The 20,726-nt window shown below is 47.1% G+C and carries 18 protein-coding genes; 10 read left to right on the top strand and 8 right to left on the bottom strand.

Features of this window, described 5'->3' with window-relative positions; all coding sequences use genetic code 11:
* Positions 1-42 precede the first annotated feature (42 nt).
* The 9 genes from L0U89_RS02185 to L0U89_RS02145 all read left to right on the top strand — a co-directional run bounded on the left by L0U89_RS02185 (position 43) and on the right by L0U89_RS02145 (position 8,473).
* Positions 43-1,041 carry a stage II sporulation protein M gene (locus L0U89_RS02185; RefSeq protein ID WP_234860014.1) on the top strand — a complete coding sequence of 333 codons (999 nt, stop codon included), beginning with the start codon at positions 43-45 and terminating at the stop codon, positions 1,039-1,041.
* On the top strand, positions 998-1,834 hold the full coding sequence (locus L0U89_RS02180) for a hypothetical protein (RefSeq protein WP_234860013.1): 837 nt from the start codon (positions 998-1,000) through the stop codon (positions 1,832-1,834). The genes L0U89_RS02185 and L0U89_RS02180 overlap by 44 nt, the downstream gene beginning before the upstream one ends.
* Entirely contained in the window at positions 1,827-2,570 is a 744-nt protein-coding gene (locus L0U89_RS02175) for a DUF4129 domain-containing protein (RefSeq protein WP_234860012.1), read from the top strand. Before L0U89_RS02180 ends, L0U89_RS02175 begins: the two co-directional genes overlap by 8 nt.
* Complete coding sequence (locus tag L0U89_RS02170; protein ID WP_234860011.1) at positions 2,567-3,793, top strand: DUF4350 domain-containing protein; 1,227 nt, start codon at positions 2,567-2,569, stop codon at positions 3,791-3,793. The genes L0U89_RS02175 and L0U89_RS02170 overlap by 4 nt, the downstream gene beginning before the upstream one ends.
* Positions 3,765-4,760: an AAA family ATPase gene (locus L0U89_RS02165; protein WP_234860010.1), complete on the top strand. Its 996-nt coding sequence runs from the start codon at positions 3,765-3,767 to the stop codon at positions 4,758-4,760. Before L0U89_RS02170 ends, L0U89_RS02165 begins: the two co-directional genes overlap by 29 nt.
* Position 4,761: 1 nt before the next feature.
* A complete protein-coding gene (locus L0U89_RS02160) occupies positions 4,762-6,096 on the top strand; it encodes a DUF58 domain-containing protein (protein ID WP_234860009.1) in 1,335 nt (444 codons plus the stop codon).
* 139 nt (positions 6,097-6,235) lie between these two features.
* A complete protein-coding gene (locus tag L0U89_RS02155; protein WP_234860008.1) occupies positions 6,236-6,607 on the top strand; it encodes a hypothetical protein in 372 nt (123 codons plus the stop codon).
* 404 nt (positions 6,608-7,011) lie between these two features.
* Positions 7,012-8,052, top strand: a complete 1,041-nt coding sequence (locus tag L0U89_RS02150; protein ID WP_234860007.1) for a Fic family protein — start codon at positions 7,012-7,014, stop codon at positions 8,050-8,052.
* Between the two features lie 226 nt (positions 8,053-8,278).
* Positions 8,279-8,473, top strand: coding sequence for a type II toxin-antitoxin system VapB family antitoxin (locus L0U89_RS02145; protein WP_234860006.1), 195 nt, complete (start codon positions 8,279-8,281; stop codon positions 8,471-8,473).
* Between the two features lie 207 nt (positions 8,474-8,680).
* On the opposite strand, the gene L0U89_RS02140 is transcribed toward L0U89_RS02145, so the two are convergent.
* Both L0U89_RS02140 and L0U89_RS02135 read right to left on the bottom strand, forming a co-directional pair.
* Positions 8,681-10,057 carry a serine hydrolase domain-containing protein gene (locus L0U89_RS02140; RefSeq protein ID WP_234860005.1) on the bottom strand — a complete coding sequence of 459 codons (1,377 nt, stop codon included), beginning with the start codon at positions 10,055-10,057 and terminating at the stop codon, positions 8,681-8,683.
* 98 nt (positions 10,058-10,155) lie between these two features.
* Positions 10,156-10,572 (bottom strand): hypothetical protein, encoded by a 417-nt coding sequence (locus L0U89_RS02135; protein WP_234860004.1) that lies wholly within the window; start codon positions 10,570-10,572, stop codon positions 10,156-10,158.
* A 216-nt stretch (positions 10,573-10,788) separates the two neighbouring features.
* Here L0U89_RS02135 and L0U89_RS02130 point away from each other — a divergent pair, with 216 nt between their 5' ends.
* Positions 10,789-11,358: a pyridoxamine 5'-phosphate oxidase family protein gene (locus L0U89_RS02130; RefSeq protein WP_234860003.1), complete on the top strand. Its 570-nt coding sequence runs from the start codon at positions 10,789-10,791 to the stop codon at positions 11,356-11,358.
* A gap of 59 nt (positions 11,359-11,417) precedes the next feature.
* On the opposite strand, the gene L0U89_RS02125 is transcribed toward L0U89_RS02130, so the two are convergent.
* From L0U89_RS02125 to L0U89_RS02100, 6 genes are all read right to left on the bottom strand, one after another.
* Positions 11,418-13,595, bottom strand: a complete 2,178-nt coding sequence (locus L0U89_RS02125) for a DUF5916 domain-containing protein (RefSeq protein ID WP_234860002.1) — start codon at positions 13,593-13,595, stop codon at positions 11,418-11,420.
* Between the two features lie 385 nt (positions 13,596-13,980).
* Positions 13,981-14,403, bottom strand: a complete 423-nt coding sequence (locus L0U89_RS02120; protein ID WP_008631206.1) for a 6-pyruvoyl trahydropterin synthase family protein — start codon at positions 14,401-14,403, stop codon at positions 13,981-13,983.
* A gap of 89 nt (positions 14,404-14,492) precedes the next feature.
* Complete coding sequence (locus L0U89_RS02115; RefSeq protein WP_234860001.1) at positions 14,493-15,155, bottom strand: hypothetical protein; 663 nt, start codon at positions 15,153-15,155, stop codon at positions 14,493-14,495.
* 54 nt (positions 15,156-15,209) lie between these two features.
* Positions 15,210-15,698, bottom strand: coding sequence for a DUF4843 domain-containing protein (locus tag L0U89_RS02110; protein ID WP_234860000.1), 489 nt, complete (start codon positions 15,696-15,698; stop codon positions 15,210-15,212).
* A gap of 13 nt (positions 15,699-15,711) precedes the next feature.
* The gene (locus L0U89_RS02105) at positions 15,712-17,229 is read right to left on the bottom strand and encodes a RagB/SusD family nutrient uptake outer membrane protein (protein WP_234859999.1); all 1,518 of its coding nucleotides are present in this window, start codon (positions 17,227-17,229) and stop codon (positions 15,712-15,714) included.
* Positions 17,230-17,242: 13 nt separating this feature from the next.
* Positions 17,243-20,305, bottom strand: a complete 3,063-nt coding sequence (locus tag L0U89_RS02100; RefSeq protein ID WP_234859998.1) for a SusC/RagA family TonB-linked outer membrane protein — start codon at positions 20,303-20,305, stop codon at positions 17,243-17,245.
* Positions 20,306-20,726 lie beyond the last annotated feature (421 nt).

Below are 20,726 nucleotides of genomic sequence, written 5' to 3'. Positions count from 1 at the left end.
AATAAAATAATTGAATAGTTTTAGACTAGTCAATCGAAGTCTATGAGGGAGTCGCTTTTCATCAAAAGAAACCAGGACAAATGGAAAATCTTTGAGCAGCATATTTCTAAAAAAAACTCCCTACCTCCTTCCAAATTAGCTGATCTGTACCTTGAGATTACGGATGATCTCAACTTTGCGAGGACCTTTTTCCCGGATGGCAAGGCGTTTTCTTACCTCAATCACCTTGCCTCCAACTACCACAGGGAAGTGTATCAGGACAAAACCACCGGTGTCAGGAAGATAGTTGATTTTTATACCAGGGACTTCCCCTTGCTGTTTTACAAATACATGCCGCATTTGGCGGTCGCGTTTGGGGTATTTGCGCTTTTCTGCCTGATGGGGGCCTATTCGACCAAAACTGAGATTTCCTTTGTCCGCTCGATATTGGGTGACGGCTATGTCAACCAAACCCTCGCCAACATCGAGGCCGGCGACCCGATGGCGGTCTACAAGAAAATGAACCAAGTGGATATGTTCCTCGGCATCACGGTCAACAATATCCGGGTGGCGATCATCGCTTTTGTGGCGGGTATCTTCGTTGGCGTGGGTACCCTTCTTGTCCTGATGTCCAACGGCGTCATGCTCGGTTCGTTCCAGTACTATTTCCATACCCACGGTCTGCTTTGGGAATCCGTCCGGACGATTTGGATCCATGGGACGATCGAGATATCGGTGATCGTGATTGCTGGATGTGCGGGCTTGGTATTGGGGACTGGCATCCTTTTTCCCGGCACTTACAGCCGCTTGCTTTCCTTTCAAAGAGGTATAAAAGACGGACTGAAAATCCTCGCAAGCACCATTCCTTTTTTTGTCATTGCGGGCTTTTTGGAATCCTTCGTCACCCGCTACACCCAAATGCCGGACGCACTTAGTATCGCCATTATTCTGGGTTCGCTTACCCTGGTCATTTACTACTATGTCTATTTACCCATCAAACTTCACAACCAATCCAATCATGCAGAACTACATCGAATTGAGAAAGAAAAGGGATCTCGGTGAAATACTCTCCGACACCTTTGCATTTGCCAGAATCAACAGCAAGCCGCTTTTCAACATACTGCTGAAAACCACCGGGATATTCTTTTTGATTAATGTACTTTTTTCTGGCTATTACCAATACACCAACTTGAATAGGCTGGTCACCGAGGACCTTGCGGCCTTTAGCATCTCGCTCCTCCTGTTGACGCTTGGTTCCGTGCTCTATTATGCGTCTGCCACTTCCTCCATCTTTTCATTCATGCAGCAATACCTGGATACAAAAGGCACCGTTTCGGAAGAGCCCGTGATCCGTGAGGCCAAAAGTAACATCGGCCAAATGATCCTGCTGAGCATCATGGCCTACTTGCTCCTCATCTTTGGGTTCGTATTCTTCTTTTTTCCCGGGATATATTTTATCGTACCGATTGCCCTGGCCTTTCCTGTTTTCTTTTTCAAAAAACTCGGAAAAAGAGACAGCATCCGTGCCGCTTTCAAACTGGTATCAGGTTATTGGTGGGTTACCTTCGGGACCATCGTCGTCATGGCTATCTTGATCAGTATCATTTCATTTGTTTTCCAACTACCAGGAACGGTATACATCGGCGTCAAGGCATTCTTTGAGGCAAGCCAAGGAAGCGGTGAATTTGAGGAATTCGGTGGCGATTTCATATACCTATTGTTGGCCACAATCGGGTCCGCAGCAAGTAACCTTTTGTCGATATTCATGATCATCGCGACGGGCTTGGTGTATTTTGATTTGGATGAAGAAAAAAACAGAACCGGCATCAAGGCTAAATTGGAAGAACTTGGCTAAGAAACTCCTGCTTTTCCTTTTCCCATTATTGTTCCATTTTCAGGCGAAAGCCCTTCAGGAAATGGCCTCGGATAGTATTGGCGCAAAGGAAGATTCTCTGGGCTTCGATTACCATCGACCTGCGGAATTTGGAACCGACTATGTAGATTCTTACCTGGCCCAAAAGGAATTCCAGTACAAAGAAATCCAGCAAGAACAGACTTGGCTCGACAAGATTAAACAAAGGATCCAAAATGCTTGGGATAGGTTTTGGGCGGGCATCTTTGGCAGCCGGGCATTCTCTGGTTTCTGGAAAGTGTTTTTCCAATTGGCACCATACCTGCTGCTCTTGGTATTGATGGCCCTACTCGTGTGGCTGGCTATGAAGTACGGCGGCGGGGAAAGCCAAGACAAGCGATTCGCACTTTCTGCTATCAGTTCCGATGAGGTTCTGTTGAAAAGCGACAACCTGAAAGCCCTCGCCGAGGACGCCATGCGCAGCGGAGACTATCGACTAGCTTTGCGCTATCGGTATTTGATCGTCCTCCAACACCTGATCCAGCAAAAACTGATTGTCTGGAAATCCTCCAAAACCAATTATGAATACCAGCGCGAGCTGCAAGGGACGGGATTCCAAGCGCCGTTTTCGGAAGTGACGCGTATCTACAATTTCGTGTGGTACGGGCATTTTGATTTGGACGAGAAGACTTACGGAGACCTCGAAAAGGCATTTACCCAAATAGACCAACTCCGATGAGCACCGGTACCAAAATCCTCTTTGCATTGATTTCGCTGCTAATCTTGGGCGTACTGCTGCTGATACATGCGAGCCCGCCACCGATCGATTGGTCGCCGAGCTATGAGCAAAACGACAGCCGCCCTTTTGGCGCAAAGGTGTTTTACGACTTGATCAAGAAGGGCGATTCGATCTGGAAAGATGTGAATCGCCCACCATACGAATGGATTGAGGAAGCGCCGACACCGGCTACCTATTTCTTTGTGAACCAGTATTTCGATACCGACCCGGAAGAATCCGAGAAACTCCTCGCCTGGGTCGAATCGGGCGGGCATTTGTTCATCTCTGCGGCGGACTTCCCCGATATCCTTGAGGACAGCCTTGGTATCAGCGCCCGGATTTTCCCTGAGGATTTTTCATTCGAAAGGACTTCGATGCTCAGTCTGGAACAACCGATGGACTTGCCGGATTCAATCCTCTTTGAGGAATTCCACTTAGGCGTTTACTTTCATTGGGGCGATAGCATCCAGGTTAGTACCCTTGGCAGGATCGCTTCAACCGCCAGTTCCGATACGCTGGGGGCCAAGCCCAATTTCATACAAATCCGGAGAGGAAAAGGACTCGTCACCTTGCATGCCTTTCCCGAGGCATTTTCCAATTATTTTCTGTTGGATAAGAACAACAAGGTCTACACCGAACAGGTCTTGGGGACCTGGGACTCGGGGCAGCCGGTTTTCTTGGACCAATACATCAAGATCGGAAAAAACACCAACCTGTCACCCTTGTACCTGATTTTGAGTAATAAGTACCTCAGCGCCGCGTACTTCACTTGCTGGATTCTGCTCGTGCTGTGGGTGGTTTTTGAAGGAAAAAGGAGACAAAAAGCCATCAACGTCATCCATCCGCCCCAAAACAAGAGCTTGGAATTTGCCAAGACGATCGCTTCCATGTACCTGAAGCAGCCAAATATGACGGAGCTCGGACACTTGCAAATCAAGTTGTTTTGGGACTACTGCAGGACGCATTTTCTCCTGCAAATGGAGGAAAACAAAATGGACGGCATTATCCTGCTTTCCGAGAAAAGCGGCGTCGACCTCGAATTGACCAAGGCAACTGTCATGAAATTGACCGAGCTGGAAAAGAGGGAAAACCTCGGGCAGGAAGACATCCAACACATTCACCAAACCATCGAAAAGTTTAAATCTCAACAGCAATATGGAAGAAACCTCCAACACGCCCGATAGCGCTGAGTCCTTACCGTTTGGCAACCGCATCCCTGTGGAAACCATCGCCGCGGGCATGGAAAAAGTCCGCCAGGAAATCAAAAAAACCATCGTCGGGCAGGATGAAATGATCGAGCTCATGCTTGTCGCCTTGCTCGCCAAGGGACATATCCTGCTCGAAGGCGTTCCCGGCATCGCCAAAACCCTGACGAGTAAATTGTTTGCCAAGTCGATCCATACGGGATTCAGCCGCATCCAATTCACGCCCGACCTGATGCCCGCCGATGTGCTTGGCACGTCCATCTTCAAAGCGGGCGAGTTTGAATTCAAGCAAGGGCCCATTTTCTCCAACATCATTTTGATCGATGAAATCAACCGCGCCCCGGCCAAGACCCAATCAGCCTTGTTTGAGGTCATGGAAGAACGGCAGGTGACCATGGATGGCCACACCTATCCGATGCCGCCGCCGTTTATGGTCCTCGCGACCCAAAACCCCATCGACTCCGAAGGTACCTACCGGCTTCCCGAGGCACAGTTGGACAGGTTTCTGTTCAAAATCCAGCTCGGCCTCCCCAACCTCGAAGAAGAAATTCTCATCCTCAAAAACCGCGGTTCGGACACTGCCGACGAACCCCAGGTGGATCCCGTCCTGTCCGGGGAGGAAGTCAACCAGTTCCAAAAATGGACCTTTGCCGTCAGGATTGAGGAGAAGCTCCTGCAATACATCGCCCAAATGGTGGTCAAGACAAGGTCGCATCCGAGCCTCTATGCGGGGGCCTCTCCGCGTGCTTCCTTGGCGATTTTCCGCGCTTCACAGGCTCTGGCGGCCATGTCCGGAAGGGATTTTGTCATTCCCGAGGACATCAAGCGTGCGGCCATCCCGGCCATGCGGCACCGCATCATCCTCAATCCCGAAAAGGAAATGGAAGGCGTATCGCCTGACTTGATCTTGGAAGGCATCGTTCAATCCATCGAAATCCCCCGCTGACTTGCTGACGCTGTACAGACAATTGTTTTTGGGCAAAAGGCTCTACCTCGGCTTGGCGGTGGTGGCCTTGGTCTTCTTTTTGTCTTTTTGGTTTTGGATCCTGTATCCGATTGCGCTGTTTTTGGCCTGCATGCTGACGGCGCTGTTCCTCGTGGATTTGCTGTTGGTGTTTGGGAAAAAGGCTGGCATCCAAGGAAACCGCATCCTTCCCGAGAAGTTTTCCAACAGCGACGCCAACGAGGTCGGGATTTCCATTTCCAATGGGTACCGGTTTGCCGTCCGCCTTTTTGTCCTCGACGAAATACCCGAGCAGTTCCAAAAACGGGACTTTGAATATTTTACCGACCTGGCACCGGGTGAAAGCCGCGAAACCCATTACTTCCTGACTCCCAAGCTGCGGGGCGAGTATCGCTTTGGCAGCCTGCACCTCTTTGCCCACGGACCCTTGGGCCTTGTCGCCCGGCGTTTTAGCTTCGACGACCGCCAAACCGTCAAGGTATACCCCTCCTTCCTCCAGATGCGGAAATACGAGTTTCTGGCCTTCAATGCCATGAAGCGGGAATATGGATTGAAAAAACTCCGCAAGTTTGGTCACAGCCGGGAGTTTGAGCAGATCAAACCCTATGTCGTGGGTGATGACCTCCGCCACCTCAACTGGAAGGCCGCGGCCAAGACGGGCAAGCCCATGACCAACCATTTCCAAGAGGAAAAAGCACAGCCCGTGTATTCCATCCTAGACTTGGGAAGGGTGATGAAGATGCCCTTTGATGGACTCAGCTTGCTGGACTACGCGATCAACAGCAGCTTGGTGTTTTCCAATATCGCGTTGAAAAACGGCGACAAAGCAGGGTTGGCGACCTTTTCGGACCAAATCGGCCCGACCTGTGAGGCGCACCACCGTCCCACCCAGATCAAGACCATCATGGAACTACTGTACAATATCCAAACGGGATTTCCGGAGTCAGACTTTGGGAAACTGTACAGCTGGGTGCGCAAGAAAGTCGGCCAAAAGAGCCTGCTGATGATCTACACCAACTTTGAGCATGCGGGTGCGATGCGGCGGCAGCTGCCCTTTCTGAGGGCCTTGGCCAAGCACCATGTGGTCTTGGTGGTGTTTTTCGAAAACCACCTCTTGGAGGAATTTTCCGAGCAGTCGGCCACTTCACTTTCGGGCATCGTCGAAAAGACCATCGCCGCCAAGTTTATCTACGACAAGCGGCTGATAGCCAAGGAACTCAACCGCCATGGCATCCAAACCATCCTCTGCGCCCCCCAATCCCTCTCCATCCAAACCATCAACAAATACCTGGAGATCAAGGCAAAGGGGTTGATTTAGGGAAATATTGCAGATAAAAAAGAATCGAAATGCACAAACCAGACTCCCTGATTCACTTTACAGCACTAGTTTTAATCAGGTCATTTGTATTCTAAAGTGATTCTGGTTTTTTGCACTTGTAATTTTAAACCAATCAAGTTTGAAACGACGCATTACATATGCCATATTTTTGTTCCTTGGTGTAACTGTAGCGGGAACATTGTTCTACTTTTTTTCATTCTTTCAGCTGTTTGAAGACAATTCACGCTTGCTTGAAAAAATCGAGTTTCAGAAATACTCCATCAAAGTCTACCATGTACCTTCAGATGCGACAATTCAGAGCAGCATTGTGATAATAAAATCAGAAGGGAGAAAGGACTCTTTGCTGGCAAAATTTGAACGGTTCGATAGCATGAAAGAATTCAGATTAGTCGGTTCTGACAGTATCGAGTTTACTTTATTGAGAATTCAAGATAATGGCATGAGCGAACATCTCGAAAAGCTTGCTCTACCGCCTTCCGAGAATTACTAATGACCCGCTGGCAATAGAATGACCTAGGTGCAAAACGGAAACTGCATGCACGCTTTTCTATTTGTCTGATCCCATGCAGCTTTGAGGATGCTATTCCAAGACCACCTTTTGAGTAAATTACTACTAAATCCAGCTAAGAAATAGCCCCAATTTTCAAGAAACAAATTCACCTAAAAATTATAAATTCACGAAAGCTGGGAGACAGGAGAGGCGGAGATAATTGGGGTGTATTTTGGATCCTCAAGGTAGTAGTGAATCATGAGGATCTCGCTTTGAGGTACTTCGATAATCCAATGAACGGACACTTTTCGTATCGGAAACAAATCAAATCGTATCAAATCGTATCATTTTGTTTTCACTGTTTCAAATCATAATCGTATCTTTACGTATCAAATCGTATCAAAATGGACATAGAAGTATATTCCTTTAAACTGAGCATTAATTGGAAGCTAATTAACTTCATCAGCCAAATTGACCGCTTCGATGCAAGCTGGACGGCCATTGAACGAAGGGAAGGACAAAGCCTCAAAGAGTTGAAAAACATCGCTACCGTGCGAAGTGTTGGTGCTTCAAACCGGATTGAAGGAAACAGAATGAGCGACGAAGAGGTCGACGTGCTACTTCAAAAAATAGACATAACAAAACTCACCGATAGAGATTCGCAGGAAGTAGTCGGTTATTTTGAAGTCTTGGACTTGATTTCTGAATCATACGAAAACATCAATCTTACCGAAAGCCACATCAAAAGTTTACACAATAGCCTTTTGCGTTACAGCGACAAAGACCAATGGCATAAAGGAAATTATAAGGCCCATAGCAACGCTGTTGAAGCATCATTTACGGACGGTACAAGGGAAATCATCTTTCAAACAACCGAAGCAGGATTTGCAACAGAAGACGCAATAAGAGCTTTGCTGAATTGGTATAATTCCGAAACTGAGATACACCCCTTGATCAAAATAGCATCTTTTGTCTATGACTTTTTGAGCATTCACCCTTTCCAAGATGGAAACGGCAGATTGAGTCGTTTGGTATCAACGCTGCTATTACTCAAAAACGGGTATAAATGGATACAATATGTAAGTTTCGAACATGAAATCGAAAACCGAAAAAACGAATATTACCAGGTTCTCAGAAGCTGCCAGGCAAAACGCCCACACGAAGACATAACCGTTTGGATTCAATTCTTTTTGAGTTGCATTTCCAATATTCAGTCAAAACTATTGGTGAAACTGAATACCACCGGTGTAGAAGCACAAATTTCGCCAAAGGAAAAATCAATCTTTATAATTATCCAAAATCGCCCAAACATACAATCGGGAGAAATCTCCGAAAAATTGGCAATACCATTACCCACTGTAAAACGTGTTCTGTCAGAGTTGGTCAACAAAGGACTGATTGAAAAACAAGGTAGCGGACGAAATGTGAGTTACACGATAAAATAGGTTGCATTTTAGTCAAAGGCGCCTTTATCTAATAAGAATAATGATCGCCGAGTTAACATCAATATATTGATTCATACATCCCCTTAAGTCAACGCCTTATGCCATAACCTACAGGTTCTAATGGCATCGTTTTGGATCACAGCACCTTTACAGAATATATTTCGAGTTTACTTTTTCGGACAATTGAGAGGAAAAAATATGTGTTCGTCTCCGAAAAACCAACAACATGAAAACAACAATTGACATCGACCAAGCACTCATGGAAGCAGCTATTAAGGCTTCTGGCAATAAGACCAAAAAAGAAACCGTCGAGGCTGGACTGCGCCTGCTTGTAGCATTGGAACAACAAGCGCGCATCAAATCATTCCGGGGAAAACTCATATGGGAGGGTAATCTGGAAGAAATGCGCCGCGACTCGTGATATTGATTGGATTATTTGTATGGATTGATTTCTTCGATGAAGACAAGACTTTTTGCATCGAAAACGACTCGAACTCTTACACAATGACCATGACTTCAAATTAATCGAAAAACACCTAGGGCTTCGGTCAGTTGGATTTTAGACTAACTGGGGGAAAATTCCCTTGGCTCTCAATTTGGCAGATGCATTCTTGGTCCAAATCCCGTCTCAATTGTCGAGAACCGCTATCACTCCAGCCGCAAAATCATTCATGCTGAATTCCCCTTTGGGCGTATAGCCAAGCCTCACAATCACCAAATCCTCCGAAGGGATGACCAATATCCACTGTCCCTCAAAGCCGCCCGCATAAAATGCATCGTTGGGCAAATCAGGGAACAACTTATCAGCGGGATTGTCCTTGTTGCCGGCATTGAGCCACCACTGTGCACCATACTGGCCTATAGGCGCGGCAGGCGTGCGCGTCACAGCAAACTTGACCCACTCTTGGGAAAGGACTTGGCTGCCCTCCCAATTCCCTTTGTTCAGCATCAGCAGGCCAAATCTTGCAAAATCACGACCTGGCGCAAAAACAAAAGATGAACCCACGAAAGTGCCGGAGGCATCTTTTTCCATCACGGTATGGTGCATGCCGATTTTGTAAAACAGATCCTCGTAGGGCAGGCGTTGGTACTTTTCCTCCCCGAGTTGGTTTCTGAGGATTTTGGACACGATGTTGGTGGTGCCGGAGGAATAATAAAAGTATGTTCCCGGTTCGTACTTCAAAGGTTTGGCCGCCGCGATCGCTGCCGCATCCGGCTTCAGGAAAAGCATATTGGTAGCATCCGACACGCCACCGTAATCTTCCACCCAATCCAGCCCATTCGTCGCCTGCAGCATATTTGTCAAGGAAATTTTGCTCCGCTCGTCGGACCATTCGGGAAGCAGGTTTTTCTGGTCCAATGTCATGATTCCCCTATCCACCTGCAATCCTACCAAGGTACTGATGATGCTTTTCCCCATGGACCAAGAGGTATGCTTGGTGTCGATGTCATGGTCATTGCCGTAGCCTTCCGCCACCAATTGCCCCTTGTGCACCACCAAAATCATATGCGTCAACAGAGGCTTCCTTTCGGGACTTTCCAACTCATGGTTGATCATATCCTGGATTTTCCTATAAGGCGCAAGGTTCAGGATTGAGTCGTTGAGCATATCTCCGGAGGGCCAGCGTACCGTATCCTGGGACCAAGTTGGCTTGGTGGCGGCAAAGTAGGGCTGGTTCCTAACGGCGGATTCGCTTTCGCCGGACAGCAAGGTACAGCCCCTGCCCTCCCGGTAAATAGCAACCCGATTGGCCAAACCGAACACACTGCCGGTTACCTTTTGCCCTTCCCTATCCACTGCAAAATTCCCCAGACTAATCGGAAAGGAACCCAATTCCTGGCTGTGGACAGAAGCCTCGGATCGTTCGGCCACAAAGACACAGCTACACATGATTTTGGCGCCATAGGCGCTGATGAGGGGGAAGGACTTCCATGCATAGGAAATGCCGTAAGCCAATCCAATCAACAATACGACGGAGACGATGCGACCAAGCCTTTTTTTCATAGATACTTAGGGGAATGTAGGTGAAACACGCATCTGAATGTAAGAAAAATACTGCCTTGGAAATAGGCCATCACTTTCCCAAAGAAAAAAAATCCCATTCAGGTGGCTATCCCTTCCAATTCCCGCATTTTGACCAAGAAGTCCGGCCCGAAACTCAGCTTTTTTGCAGCAGGTGAATTGGGTGCAATTGCCCTCCAAAAGGGCGTGATGCGCTCGATCGGCTCGCCTTTTTGATAGGCCTCGTGGGCAGCCTCCGCGGCGATACGGAGAAATATCCCCGTCGTCACCGGGCAGGTATATTCGGCCCGGTATTCCAGTGCCAAGTCTTTGCGAATGGTTTTGATATCCACCGTTTTGCCTTTTGGCACTTGGTGCAGGTAGTCGGAAAGGATTTTTGGGCTGGCAATCAGCATCAAGGCATTTGCGGGGATATCCGCAAAGGCCTTGTCGATCCGCTTGACCTCCGGTTCGGTTCTGGTCATGAACTTCTCCGACCATGATTTTTTGGTAGACATAAGGGACATGGATTGTTTTGTTCAAACACTAGGCTATACTCCTCCAATTTACAAATTCAAAAAATATCGGCAGCGTCAACGGGACAAAAGAATCGGCGTGTAGGATACGTTTAGCGATCACGCCACATTTCACCCCGACAGGGGGTATCCCTTCGCAAAATGCGCCCTCTTTCAAACTCTATTTCTTGTCGGGAGTTAAAACCCAAATCCTCCGATATGCTTTTCAACGAAAACGAATCTTTATCCGAAATCTGGCAAACTGTCGTCCATGAACTGCATCGCGGAGCATTGGACCCGAAGCACCACTTTCGCTTTGCCAACCTTGGAACGATCGGAAAATATGGCCCCGAAGTTCGGACGGTGGTGATCCGATCCATCGGCAAAAATTTGGAGTTCCATTGCTTCACAGATTACCGCTCGGAAAAAGTGGCCGACCTGACAGCAAATCCAATAGGAACTTTACACTTTTACCATTCCCAAAAACGCGTGCAGATCAGAATCAAGGCAGAAGTTGAAATTCACCATCAGGATGCAGTAGCGAAAGACTTTTGGAAAAAAGTCCCCAATGAAGCCCAAAATGCCTATACCTCTACTTTGGCACCCGGAACTCCCATTTCAGATCCCGAAGCGGGTTTTGATTGGGCAGAGAAGATGGATGATCAATTTTTCACGGTTATAAAATTCATCCCCCAATCAATCGAAGCCTTACAGCTAAATGGCTTGAGACATTTGAGGATTTTGTTCTCAAAAAAAGAATCCTGGGAAGGTCAGTGGCTGGTGCCTTGAAAGAGAATGCCTAAGGGCCGAAGTTTTTCCATCTCCCATTATCGGGATTCCAGTCGCGCCTAGACATTCCACCAATAAGTAAACTTCAAGACCACCGACCTGTTTTTGACATGGAAAGGGTCCGGCAGGTAATTATCCATGTACACGATGAACAAGTCCGAAGCAGGCGCAAATCTCCATTGGAACCGGCTATTGAGATTGATGTTCTTGATTTGCTCGTTGTATTGGAGGAAGGTGGTGAAAAAAACGGTATTGGTCAGGGTCACGTCTATTCTGGGTCCTACGAGCCAAAAGTCAGTTTGCCCCCATGGTTCGGGCAAGTGGATTTGATTGAAGGTACTGCTCAAAGCCAAGCTGACATAGGGCTGGAATCGATACCCTAGATCTCCTGTGAAGGTGTACAGGTTTCCGTTGGCATAGTATCCGCCTACACGGGTAGAAAACCCATAAGTAAAAACACTCTGAGGCTTGGAAGTGTACTCGGTCCTCCAGCCCATCGCATAATGCTCGGACCCGACGGGAAGTTTTTCTCTGCCTGAATTGGTGGGATCAAAAGGTGCCTGGAGCTTGACAAAATCGTAGGTCAGGAAGGTTGAAAAATTACTTTGGCTTCGGAAGCGAATCGTATAGGAAAGAAAGGAAGCATTGTCGGTATAGACTCCCTGGGTGTTGAAAAATAGCGTCAAACTCCCATCTGGCCCATGGCTTAGGATCTTGGCACTCTTCGGAAACCAGCGATAACCCACTTGCGGGGCGATTTTTACGAAGCCTCGTCTTGGGACAAACCCCACTTCTGCAGTGAAATTTTCCGACACATATTCATGCTGCCAGTTCCAGGTGAGGTTGCCTCCGGCATATTTCAAGTTTGCGGCATGGGAAACACCATTCCCAGCCCCATTGGGACCAAAAGATTTGATGCCCATGACTTTTCCCGTCCAGAGATTATTGGCTGAGGCGAGGTTGTATTCCAGGGCTACATTTCGGTTGAACTGAGAATAGGTGGGTTGTTCGCTATTCGGATCGGGATGGTAGTTCAGGGATTGCTTGTTGACCAAAAGAACCCCGAAATTGGAGCGGGCACCGACTTGCCGCTGCAGGGCCATCACCGTGAAATTCTGTGCAGGGAGGGCAGTTTCGGAAACCGCACCTGTCTGCATGTTCATGGCTCCGATCCTCCAATCTTTGTTAATCTTGCCGCTCAATCTGGCGCCAAATTGAATGGGCGCTTCCAAGCCAATTCTCCGAGAGAAAAAAGGGCGGATCGTGGAATACCCAAAGCTGGCAAAAAGGTCTCCATTTTCGAGGAAAAATTGTCTTCGCTCGGGGAAAAAGAGCTCGAATCGGTCCAGATTGGTCACTTGTCGATCCACTTCCACCTGTGAAAAATCGGGATTCACCGTCAAGTCCAAGTTCAGCGAAGAAGTGAGGGAAATCTTGGCATCCATCCCGACTTCCCTGCGGTAGACATTTTCCCCTTCTTGGTCAAAATCCCTTGATACGCCACCCAGTACATAGGGAATCACAGAAATGTTGGCTCCAGGATCTGGGGGAGGATTGTCCCAGACCAAGGTTCCGGTATAGGCGAGGGAAGCGGAGGGAAATTGCCTGGGGACGGGAGCCCAACCGGATTTTTCCGTGGTTTTCAGGTCCAATCTCGAAAAGTTGATGCCCCATTCGGTGATGCCTTTTTTGTATCGGATGGATTTGAAGGGAATCGCCGCCTCAAAGATCCATTTGTCCTCGTAGTTCTTGACTTTGGACACCCACTTGTTGTCCCAGCTCAGATCCACCGCGCCTCCATTGTACATTTGCCCGTCCCATTGGGCCCCAGCCGCATTGGCCCCAAAAGAAAAACCGTTCGTCAGATCATCAAAGGGATCCATGAACAACAGAAAGTTGTCGTTTTTCCCGAAGGAAAAATCCCTTCTGAGGGATTCGACCATATAGGGACCCTCCACTGCGTGGTAATTGACCACCAGGAGGTACAAGTGATGGTCATCATAACTCATCCGCACGTCGGTTTTCACCTTCGAAAAGCTGGTATCCATCGGCGTGATCATGAAAAAATCTGTCGCTATCTCAGCCTTTTCCCATGCTTCTTCGTCCATGACACCGTCGATCACGATCGGAGAACTGGCCCGATGGATGTGGAGTCGGTAGTCGGCATTTATTTTTTGCGCTGGCAAAAAAGCATAAGTGCCTAGGAAAATCAGCATGAATAAGAATAGCGTACGCATGGGGATAGGCTATGCTGACCGGTGGATAGTTTTGGGATTATTGACGGATTCTATAGGCACGGGTGAGATTGGTCAGTCTTCGGACCATTTGGGATTCACTTTCGGTGAAGAAATTGACTTCCCTTCTCGGTGTAATATAGACTTTCGGTGGTAGACTGGCTGGGCGCCGACAGCTATTGATCTGTAATCTCGTCCTTTTATCAAAACCATCCAAGACAATTGGGATGCAATTGGAATTCAATTCCAAATTTGGTATTGGAGTATGATTTGGAATTAGGTGAGTTAAATCCGGGCGGCCGTTCGGGAATCAAAAAATCGAAAGTCGTGATTGCGGATTACGCTTAGCGCCTGCGCCATACTTCGCCTAAGTGTGGGTTGTAACCTATCAGCCCTCCCCAAAATACTCTACAAAATTCCTCGGCGTCTCGTACAGTGTCAATTTGTAGAGATGTCCATTTGGGACGATGGCATTGACGGCCGGCTCGAGGATTTTCCAGAATTCCATCACGAGGTTCTCGCAACTTGCCATTTTTCCCAACATAAAATCCACATCCATGTTGAGGTTTTTGTGGTCGACCTTATCGATGACCAAGGTTTTGATCAGCCTGCTCAATTCCTTCAAATCCACCACAAAGCCGGTCTCCGGATCGGGTAGACCCTTCACGGTCACGATCAGTTCAAAGTTGTGCCCATGCCAATTGACGTTGGAGCAAGGACCAAAAACCTCCTTGTTCTTCTCCTCCGACCAATTGGGGTTCCAAAGCTTGTGTGCCGCATTGAAGTGCTCTTTCCTACAGACGTGTACCATGACTCTCTACCGAATGAGGCGCAAAAATAACAAAAAAACTTCCCGGAAGTAAAACCGGGAAGTTTTAGGAAATCAGGTGACCCAATGGACTAGCTATTGAGCAATCGGAACAATCGTATCACATCTGCCTCATCCCGGATATTCAAGCCGTTTTCCTTGATCAGGGCAGCTACTTTGGCGTAGTCCGGGCCAAAGATTTCTTCCAAGTTCTTTGTTTTGGTCTTCCAAGCCTTCACGACGCCGTCTTTTGCCACAAATACATCTTCAGCCGGATTAAATGCCTTTGCGTTTTGTGTACCATAGGTGGCAGAAGGATCGTTGCCCAAGGTTTTGTATTTATGCTTGATGAGCGTGTAGTTGCCATCTTCAAGAATCTGTACAAAGCGGTTTTCACCGAGTCCTGGCAACACAAATCCAGATCTATACAACTCTGGTCTGCCATCCGGAGAAATCACAAAACCCAAAATCTTCTGGGGAGAATAGGCAAAAAGCTGCCCATCAACCTTCACTTCCAAAGAATTCGCATAGCCGTTGAAGGCGATTTGGATGTTTTCTGCTGTATCTTTTTCATTGAAAATGATGGCACCAGACTCAAAATCCCCGATATAGGGTGAGCCCTTGACACCGGCATAGGGATTTGCGGTAATGGGTGCCCCGGTACCTTGGTCCCGCAGCATCTGAAGCTGCGCATGTCCATTTTGTATACCACAAAACAGGACTATCAATACAATCAAATAACTAATTTTACTCATAAAATAGGCTTAAAAAAAGGCCGGAGGGTTCCGGCCTTTTTGGGGTTTAAACTATTAGGATCCTGCTGGAGGATTAGGCCTAGTGATTCTGATTTGCACACGCTTGTAGTTTTGGCTCGCCGGAATTTGGGCATTGCCTTCCAACTCCAACAACACGTCGACCGCACCACCGATAGCACCGGTGTTAGGGATATTCATTGTCAGGGTACCAAAGCTGGAGTTCGCTGGAATAACCAATGAACCTGAAACTGCGAAATCAGTGCCTGCCACTGCAGTGGTACCCTCAGGTACAACCTTGTACGTAATTGTCTCATCGCTCGTCCTCTGGGCGGCTACCAAGTTCACTTGGAGGTTTATGCTACCGACTGTGTTTGCGACGGTGATCCTTGGGTACGCAGGATTTGCAGTACCCGCTACCGGAGTCCTCACGACAGCATCTTGGAATTCCACTACTGCACCTTGCCAAGTCACGTAGTTTTGCTCAATACAAGAAGAGAAAGCAAAGACCAAGGCAAAGGATAATAATGCTAGTATCTTTTTCATAGTTCTTTAGATTTTAGTAGCCTCTGTTTTGGTTCAGGTTAGGATTACCATCCACTTCTCTTTGAGGGATTGGAGGCAGGATTCTGAAGTCATCAAATTGCACATTGACAGAAGGCGTTGTTTTTACAATTGCCCTACCATATCTCTTCAAATCAAAGAAACGGTGTCCTTCAAATGCGAATTCTTTGAATCTCTCCAACAGGATCTCATCCAATAGTGCCTGGCCTGTAAGGGTCACCGCACCAACACCTCTCAATGCCTTGAAAGCATTCAATTCCGCCAAGGACTCAGCCTCGTTTCCTAAATGGTAGTTGGCTTCGGCCCTGTTCAAGTGCATTTCAGACTTACGGATCACAGGAATATTGTCACCAAATGCGAAACCATTTTTGCTGATAAACTTCGTGCATTCGATCTGACGACCTGCGCCACGGACTGTGTTGCCAGTTGTGTACAACCCAGCTCTCACATCGGAGTTTCTTGTTACATCCCAGTTGTTGTTGTCTGTCGCTGGGTTGGCAAGTTGCAGCGGCGCCAAGCCAAAGAAACCAAGAATAGTTGCATTTGGAATAAAATCACCCCATCCACCCTGCGCATTCTTGTTTTCCAAGTTCAACAAGGCAGTGTATGAAGACTGGAGGGAAACGTTCACGCCCAAAGACTCGGCCGCCAATTGGATCCTTACCTCAAACATTGACTCTGGATTGGCAGACTGTCTCCAACCCGACACATAATTGTCAACACCTGTCACTCTACCGACACTTGTACCAAGTGCAGTAGTAGCAGCGGAAGCAGCCGTCGCCCAATCACCGCGATACAGTGCAACCCTTGACAAAAGGGCTTGAGCCGCAGCACCTGACGCATATTGAATACCCCTACCCGGCACTGTCAAAAGCGCAATAGACGAGTTCAAGTCGGCATAGATCTGATTGTAAACCTGATCTATTGTTGCCCTTGGCGTTTGCCTTGTAAGTGCCTTTTCGAGCGTAATCACACCATCCAGTTCCAATGGAATACCTCCTTGATCGGTAACGCCAGGCGTATAGATCGCAGTTGGAATGTAGGAATAGGCTTTCACCAAATCAAAATAGTACAATGCCCTCAGGAATTTTGTTTCACCTTCCCATCTCGCGAGTTGGGCAGCAGAAGCACCTGCAACACCTTTCTGCAATTGATCAAGCACCAAGTTAGCCTCATTGATCGCGGCATAACTATTTTGCCAAAAACCTGCCGTAAAGTGTGCGTTGGGTTGGTTATTATTTTCATTGATCAAACGACCTGAATTACTTGTAGTCCTGCCTACATCCGCCAAAGCGTCAGACAGTGCCAACAAATCACGACCATAATTGGACTCCACACGCAGCCTACCATAAATAGAGTTGATGGCAGCATCTATACCATTTGGAGTGTCCAACGCACCAACCGCATCAATACTCTGCCTTGGATTAACCTCCAAATCACAGGAAGTCAACACTACAGCAAAGCCAATGAATAAGGTTGCTAGTTTGCTATAAATTGAATTATTTCTTTTCATCTCGATCTAAATTTTAGAATCCTAACTGAAGCCCAATTGTGTAGTTCTTAGTCAGAGGAACTTGTCCTGTACCGATACCTACGAACTCAGGATCATATCCAGGATAATCAGCATAAGTCCACAAGTTCAAGCCCTGTGCATAAACCCTCGCCCTGTTGATTCCAAGGCTTCTCAACAAACTTGGATCGAATGAGTATCCGACTGTCAACTGCGCCAAACGGATGAAATCAGCTTTCAACAAGGCAGCGGATCCCGTATTCCTTCCAAGACTTCTCGCTTCATTACCACCTAGCGTCGTAACGTTTCTAGGGATATCTGTAATTTGACCTGGCTCGGTCCATTTCCTATCGTTCACCTCTCTCAAGGCGTTCAGCGTCAAACGAGTGCCGTTTTCACGTAGGAAATTGTATTGGCCATCGCTCACAACTGCACCGTATTCATAGGTGAAGAATGCGGTCAATTCGAAGCCTTTGTATCTAAAGGTATTGTTGAAACCACCGAAATAAGGAGCAAGGTTAGATCCCATATATACCCGATCTGCTGCGAGTGGCAAGTAGGTAATGTTGCGGTTGATATCGTACCACATCGGACGACCAGTTGCTGGGTTCACGCCCGCATACTCTTGCACAAACCAAGAACCGGGAGCCTGTGCGCCTGGTACAGCTGGGTTACCGACTGATTGACCTACAGCGATACCTGGGTTAGCAGGAAGGAATTGCAGGTCGTCATACAAGCTGATGATTTGGTTTTTGATGTAGGAGAAGTTGAAGGCTGTCCTCCATGAGAACCCACCCTTGTCAATGTTGATCGTGTTCAACTCAAACTCAAAACCTTTGTTCTGCAATTCACCCACGTTATTGGCAATTGTTGAGAACCCATTTTGCCAGAGAACTGGTTGATTAAGCAACAGATCCTTAGTTCTACGATCGAAAACTTCAATCGAGCCTGTTAGTTTATTGCTAAAGAAACCATAATCCAAACCGAGGTTCACAGATTCGTTTGTCTCCCAGCTAAGATTATTGTTTGGAAGACTTGTAGGTCTCATGCCTGCTTGGCCTGCATAGTTGCCTCCCGTTCCATAGAGACCCCTAGCAGCGAAGTTTCCGATTTGGTCGTTACCAGCACGTCCCCAAGAAGCTCTCAATTTCAAGTCGGTCACAATTTCTGACTCTTTTAAGAAATCTTCCATGGCGATATTCCAACCAGCCCTAACGGAAGGGAACAAACCCCACTTGGTGTCTGCACCAAACCTTGAAGAACCGTCATATCTAGCAGTTACTGTGAATAGATACTTTTCTTTGTAGCTATAGTTACCGCTCATGAAAGCTCCTTGTCTTCTGTATCCTGTCCAAAATCCGCCGACGAATACTGGTTCAGCACCAGAATCGACATATCTGAATTGGAATGTAGGGAAGTTGATGGATTCACCATTGATACCTTGTCTTGTTTCGGAAACAAATTCAAAACCTGCGAGTGCGGACACATTGTGGGCGTTATTGAATGTTTTGTTCCAATTCAAAGTATGGGTCGTGATAAAACGAGTTCTCCAATCGGTCGCAGCAGTAGCCCTACCTCTCACGCCCGCTCCATCTGGAGTTCTTGGGTCACGATACCTTTCTTCTTGGATCAGGTTGTAGTCAAGACCAACAAGTGCACGGTAGCTCAAGTTATCCAAGATTTTGTAAGTCGCAGCGGCGTTACCGACTAGCGTATTGGTTCTTGTCTTACCGGAGTTATACTCATTGACGAGTACGATGTTTTGGCCCAACACACCACCAATTGCCGTATTGAAAGTTCCGTCCTCGTTGTAGATTGGGTTGTGTGGAAGTATCAACGATGCAGAGAAGGCCGGGTTACCCAAGAATGAACCGTCCAAGGAGAAAGGAACATTCTGTCCTACTGTTGCAAGGTTGATAGAGGTCTCGAGCGTAAGTCTATTTGTTGCCTTATGGCTGAGTGAAGTACGAACAGTTCCCCTTTCAAAGTCTACTGGCTGAAAAGATGACTGCTGATAGTTGTATGATCCCGACACAAAGAAAGTAGTCTTATCATCACCACCATTCACGCTCAACTCGTAGTTCTGAAGGTTACCTGTACCCATTACTTCTCTTTGCCAATCATAGGTTGGCAAGGCCTGACCGATGGCTTCCAATTCAGCAGCGGTCAATTGCTGCCAGTTGGAAGGAAGACGCGCCATGTTGTTCAAGGCGTTGGCCTCAGGAAGAGTGTTGCCTGAGTTTTGGAAAGCCTGCCTTCTCATGGTATACCATTCTGCGCCACCCAATACGTCCAAATATTTCATTGGTTGGGTTTGACCGCCGAAAGCATTGAATTCGAATCTTGCCTTTCCTGACTTACCTTTTTTGGTTGTAATAATCACAACACCGTTGGCCGCTTGGGAACCATAGATAGCAGCAGAAGCCGCATCCTTCAGGATTTCCATGGACTCGATGTCGTTAGGGTTCAAGAAGGCAAGTGGGTTTGCTTGCGTGAAGGATGAGTTGGCCGCATTGTTCAATTGCACACCGTCCACAATGAACAGCGGCTCGTTACCGGCGTTGACGGAGCCTACACCACGGATACGGATATTGACCGCACCACCGGGTAGACCGTTGGCAGACCTAACCTGTACACCAGACGCACGACCCTGAAGCGCCCTATCGAATGATTGTACTGGCAGGTTTTGGATCACATCACCTTTGACGGAGGATACCGCACCGGTCACTTCCCTTTTTGGCTGTGTACCGTAACCTGTTACGATTACTTCTCCCAAGCTGGCAATATCAGCTTGTAATACCACATCCACGACACTTCTGTTGCCGATGGAAGCCTCTTGGGCCGTAAAGCCCGTGAAGGAAACCACAAGCACATTGCTGCCTTGTGGTACATTGAGTGAAAATTTACCATCCAGATCGGTAGCTGTACCGATGGTGGTTCCTTTCACTACAACCGAAGCACCTGGCAACGGCAGACCATCATCTCCTGAGGTCACCGTACCAGTCACTACACGACCTTGCGCAAATGCCGCTGCACTTGCGAAAAGAAGCATAAGTCCTAGTAGTAAAACTTTCTTCATAATTGTTGTTTTGGTTTAACGAATGGTCAATTATATGGCTTAACCGATTTCTATCCAAAAGCGTTTTAAAAATTTACATATTCGGGAAATCGTAAATCGAGAGGTTGTATTCCAAAATTTCCCATAAATAGAAACAAAATTTTGCGCCTGAATTTCTGGCAAGCGATATCGAAGAAGTTGTTTGGATTGAAATCGATTTAACAATAATTAATTTGCTTTTAATTTTTTTTAACAATTCCTTCATCTATCCCATAAACGAGGTGAAAAATTATGTGAATTTAAAAATTTACTATTTTCTATTTTTGATATAATATAAAATAAAACATAGATTATCTATTGCACAAAAAAATGTTTTATTTATCTTTTAATAATCTACAGTTATGCCCAAAATAAGACACAGATTGGCAAATTTTATTCTGAA

It is taken from the genome of Mariniradius sediminis, from assembly GCF_021491425.1.
Taxonomy (GTDB): Bacteria; Bacteroidota; Bacteroidia; order Cytophagales; family Cyclobacteriaceae; genus Mariniradius; species Mariniradius saccharolyticus.
This window is presented reverse-complemented; position numbering and strand designations above follow the sequence as displayed.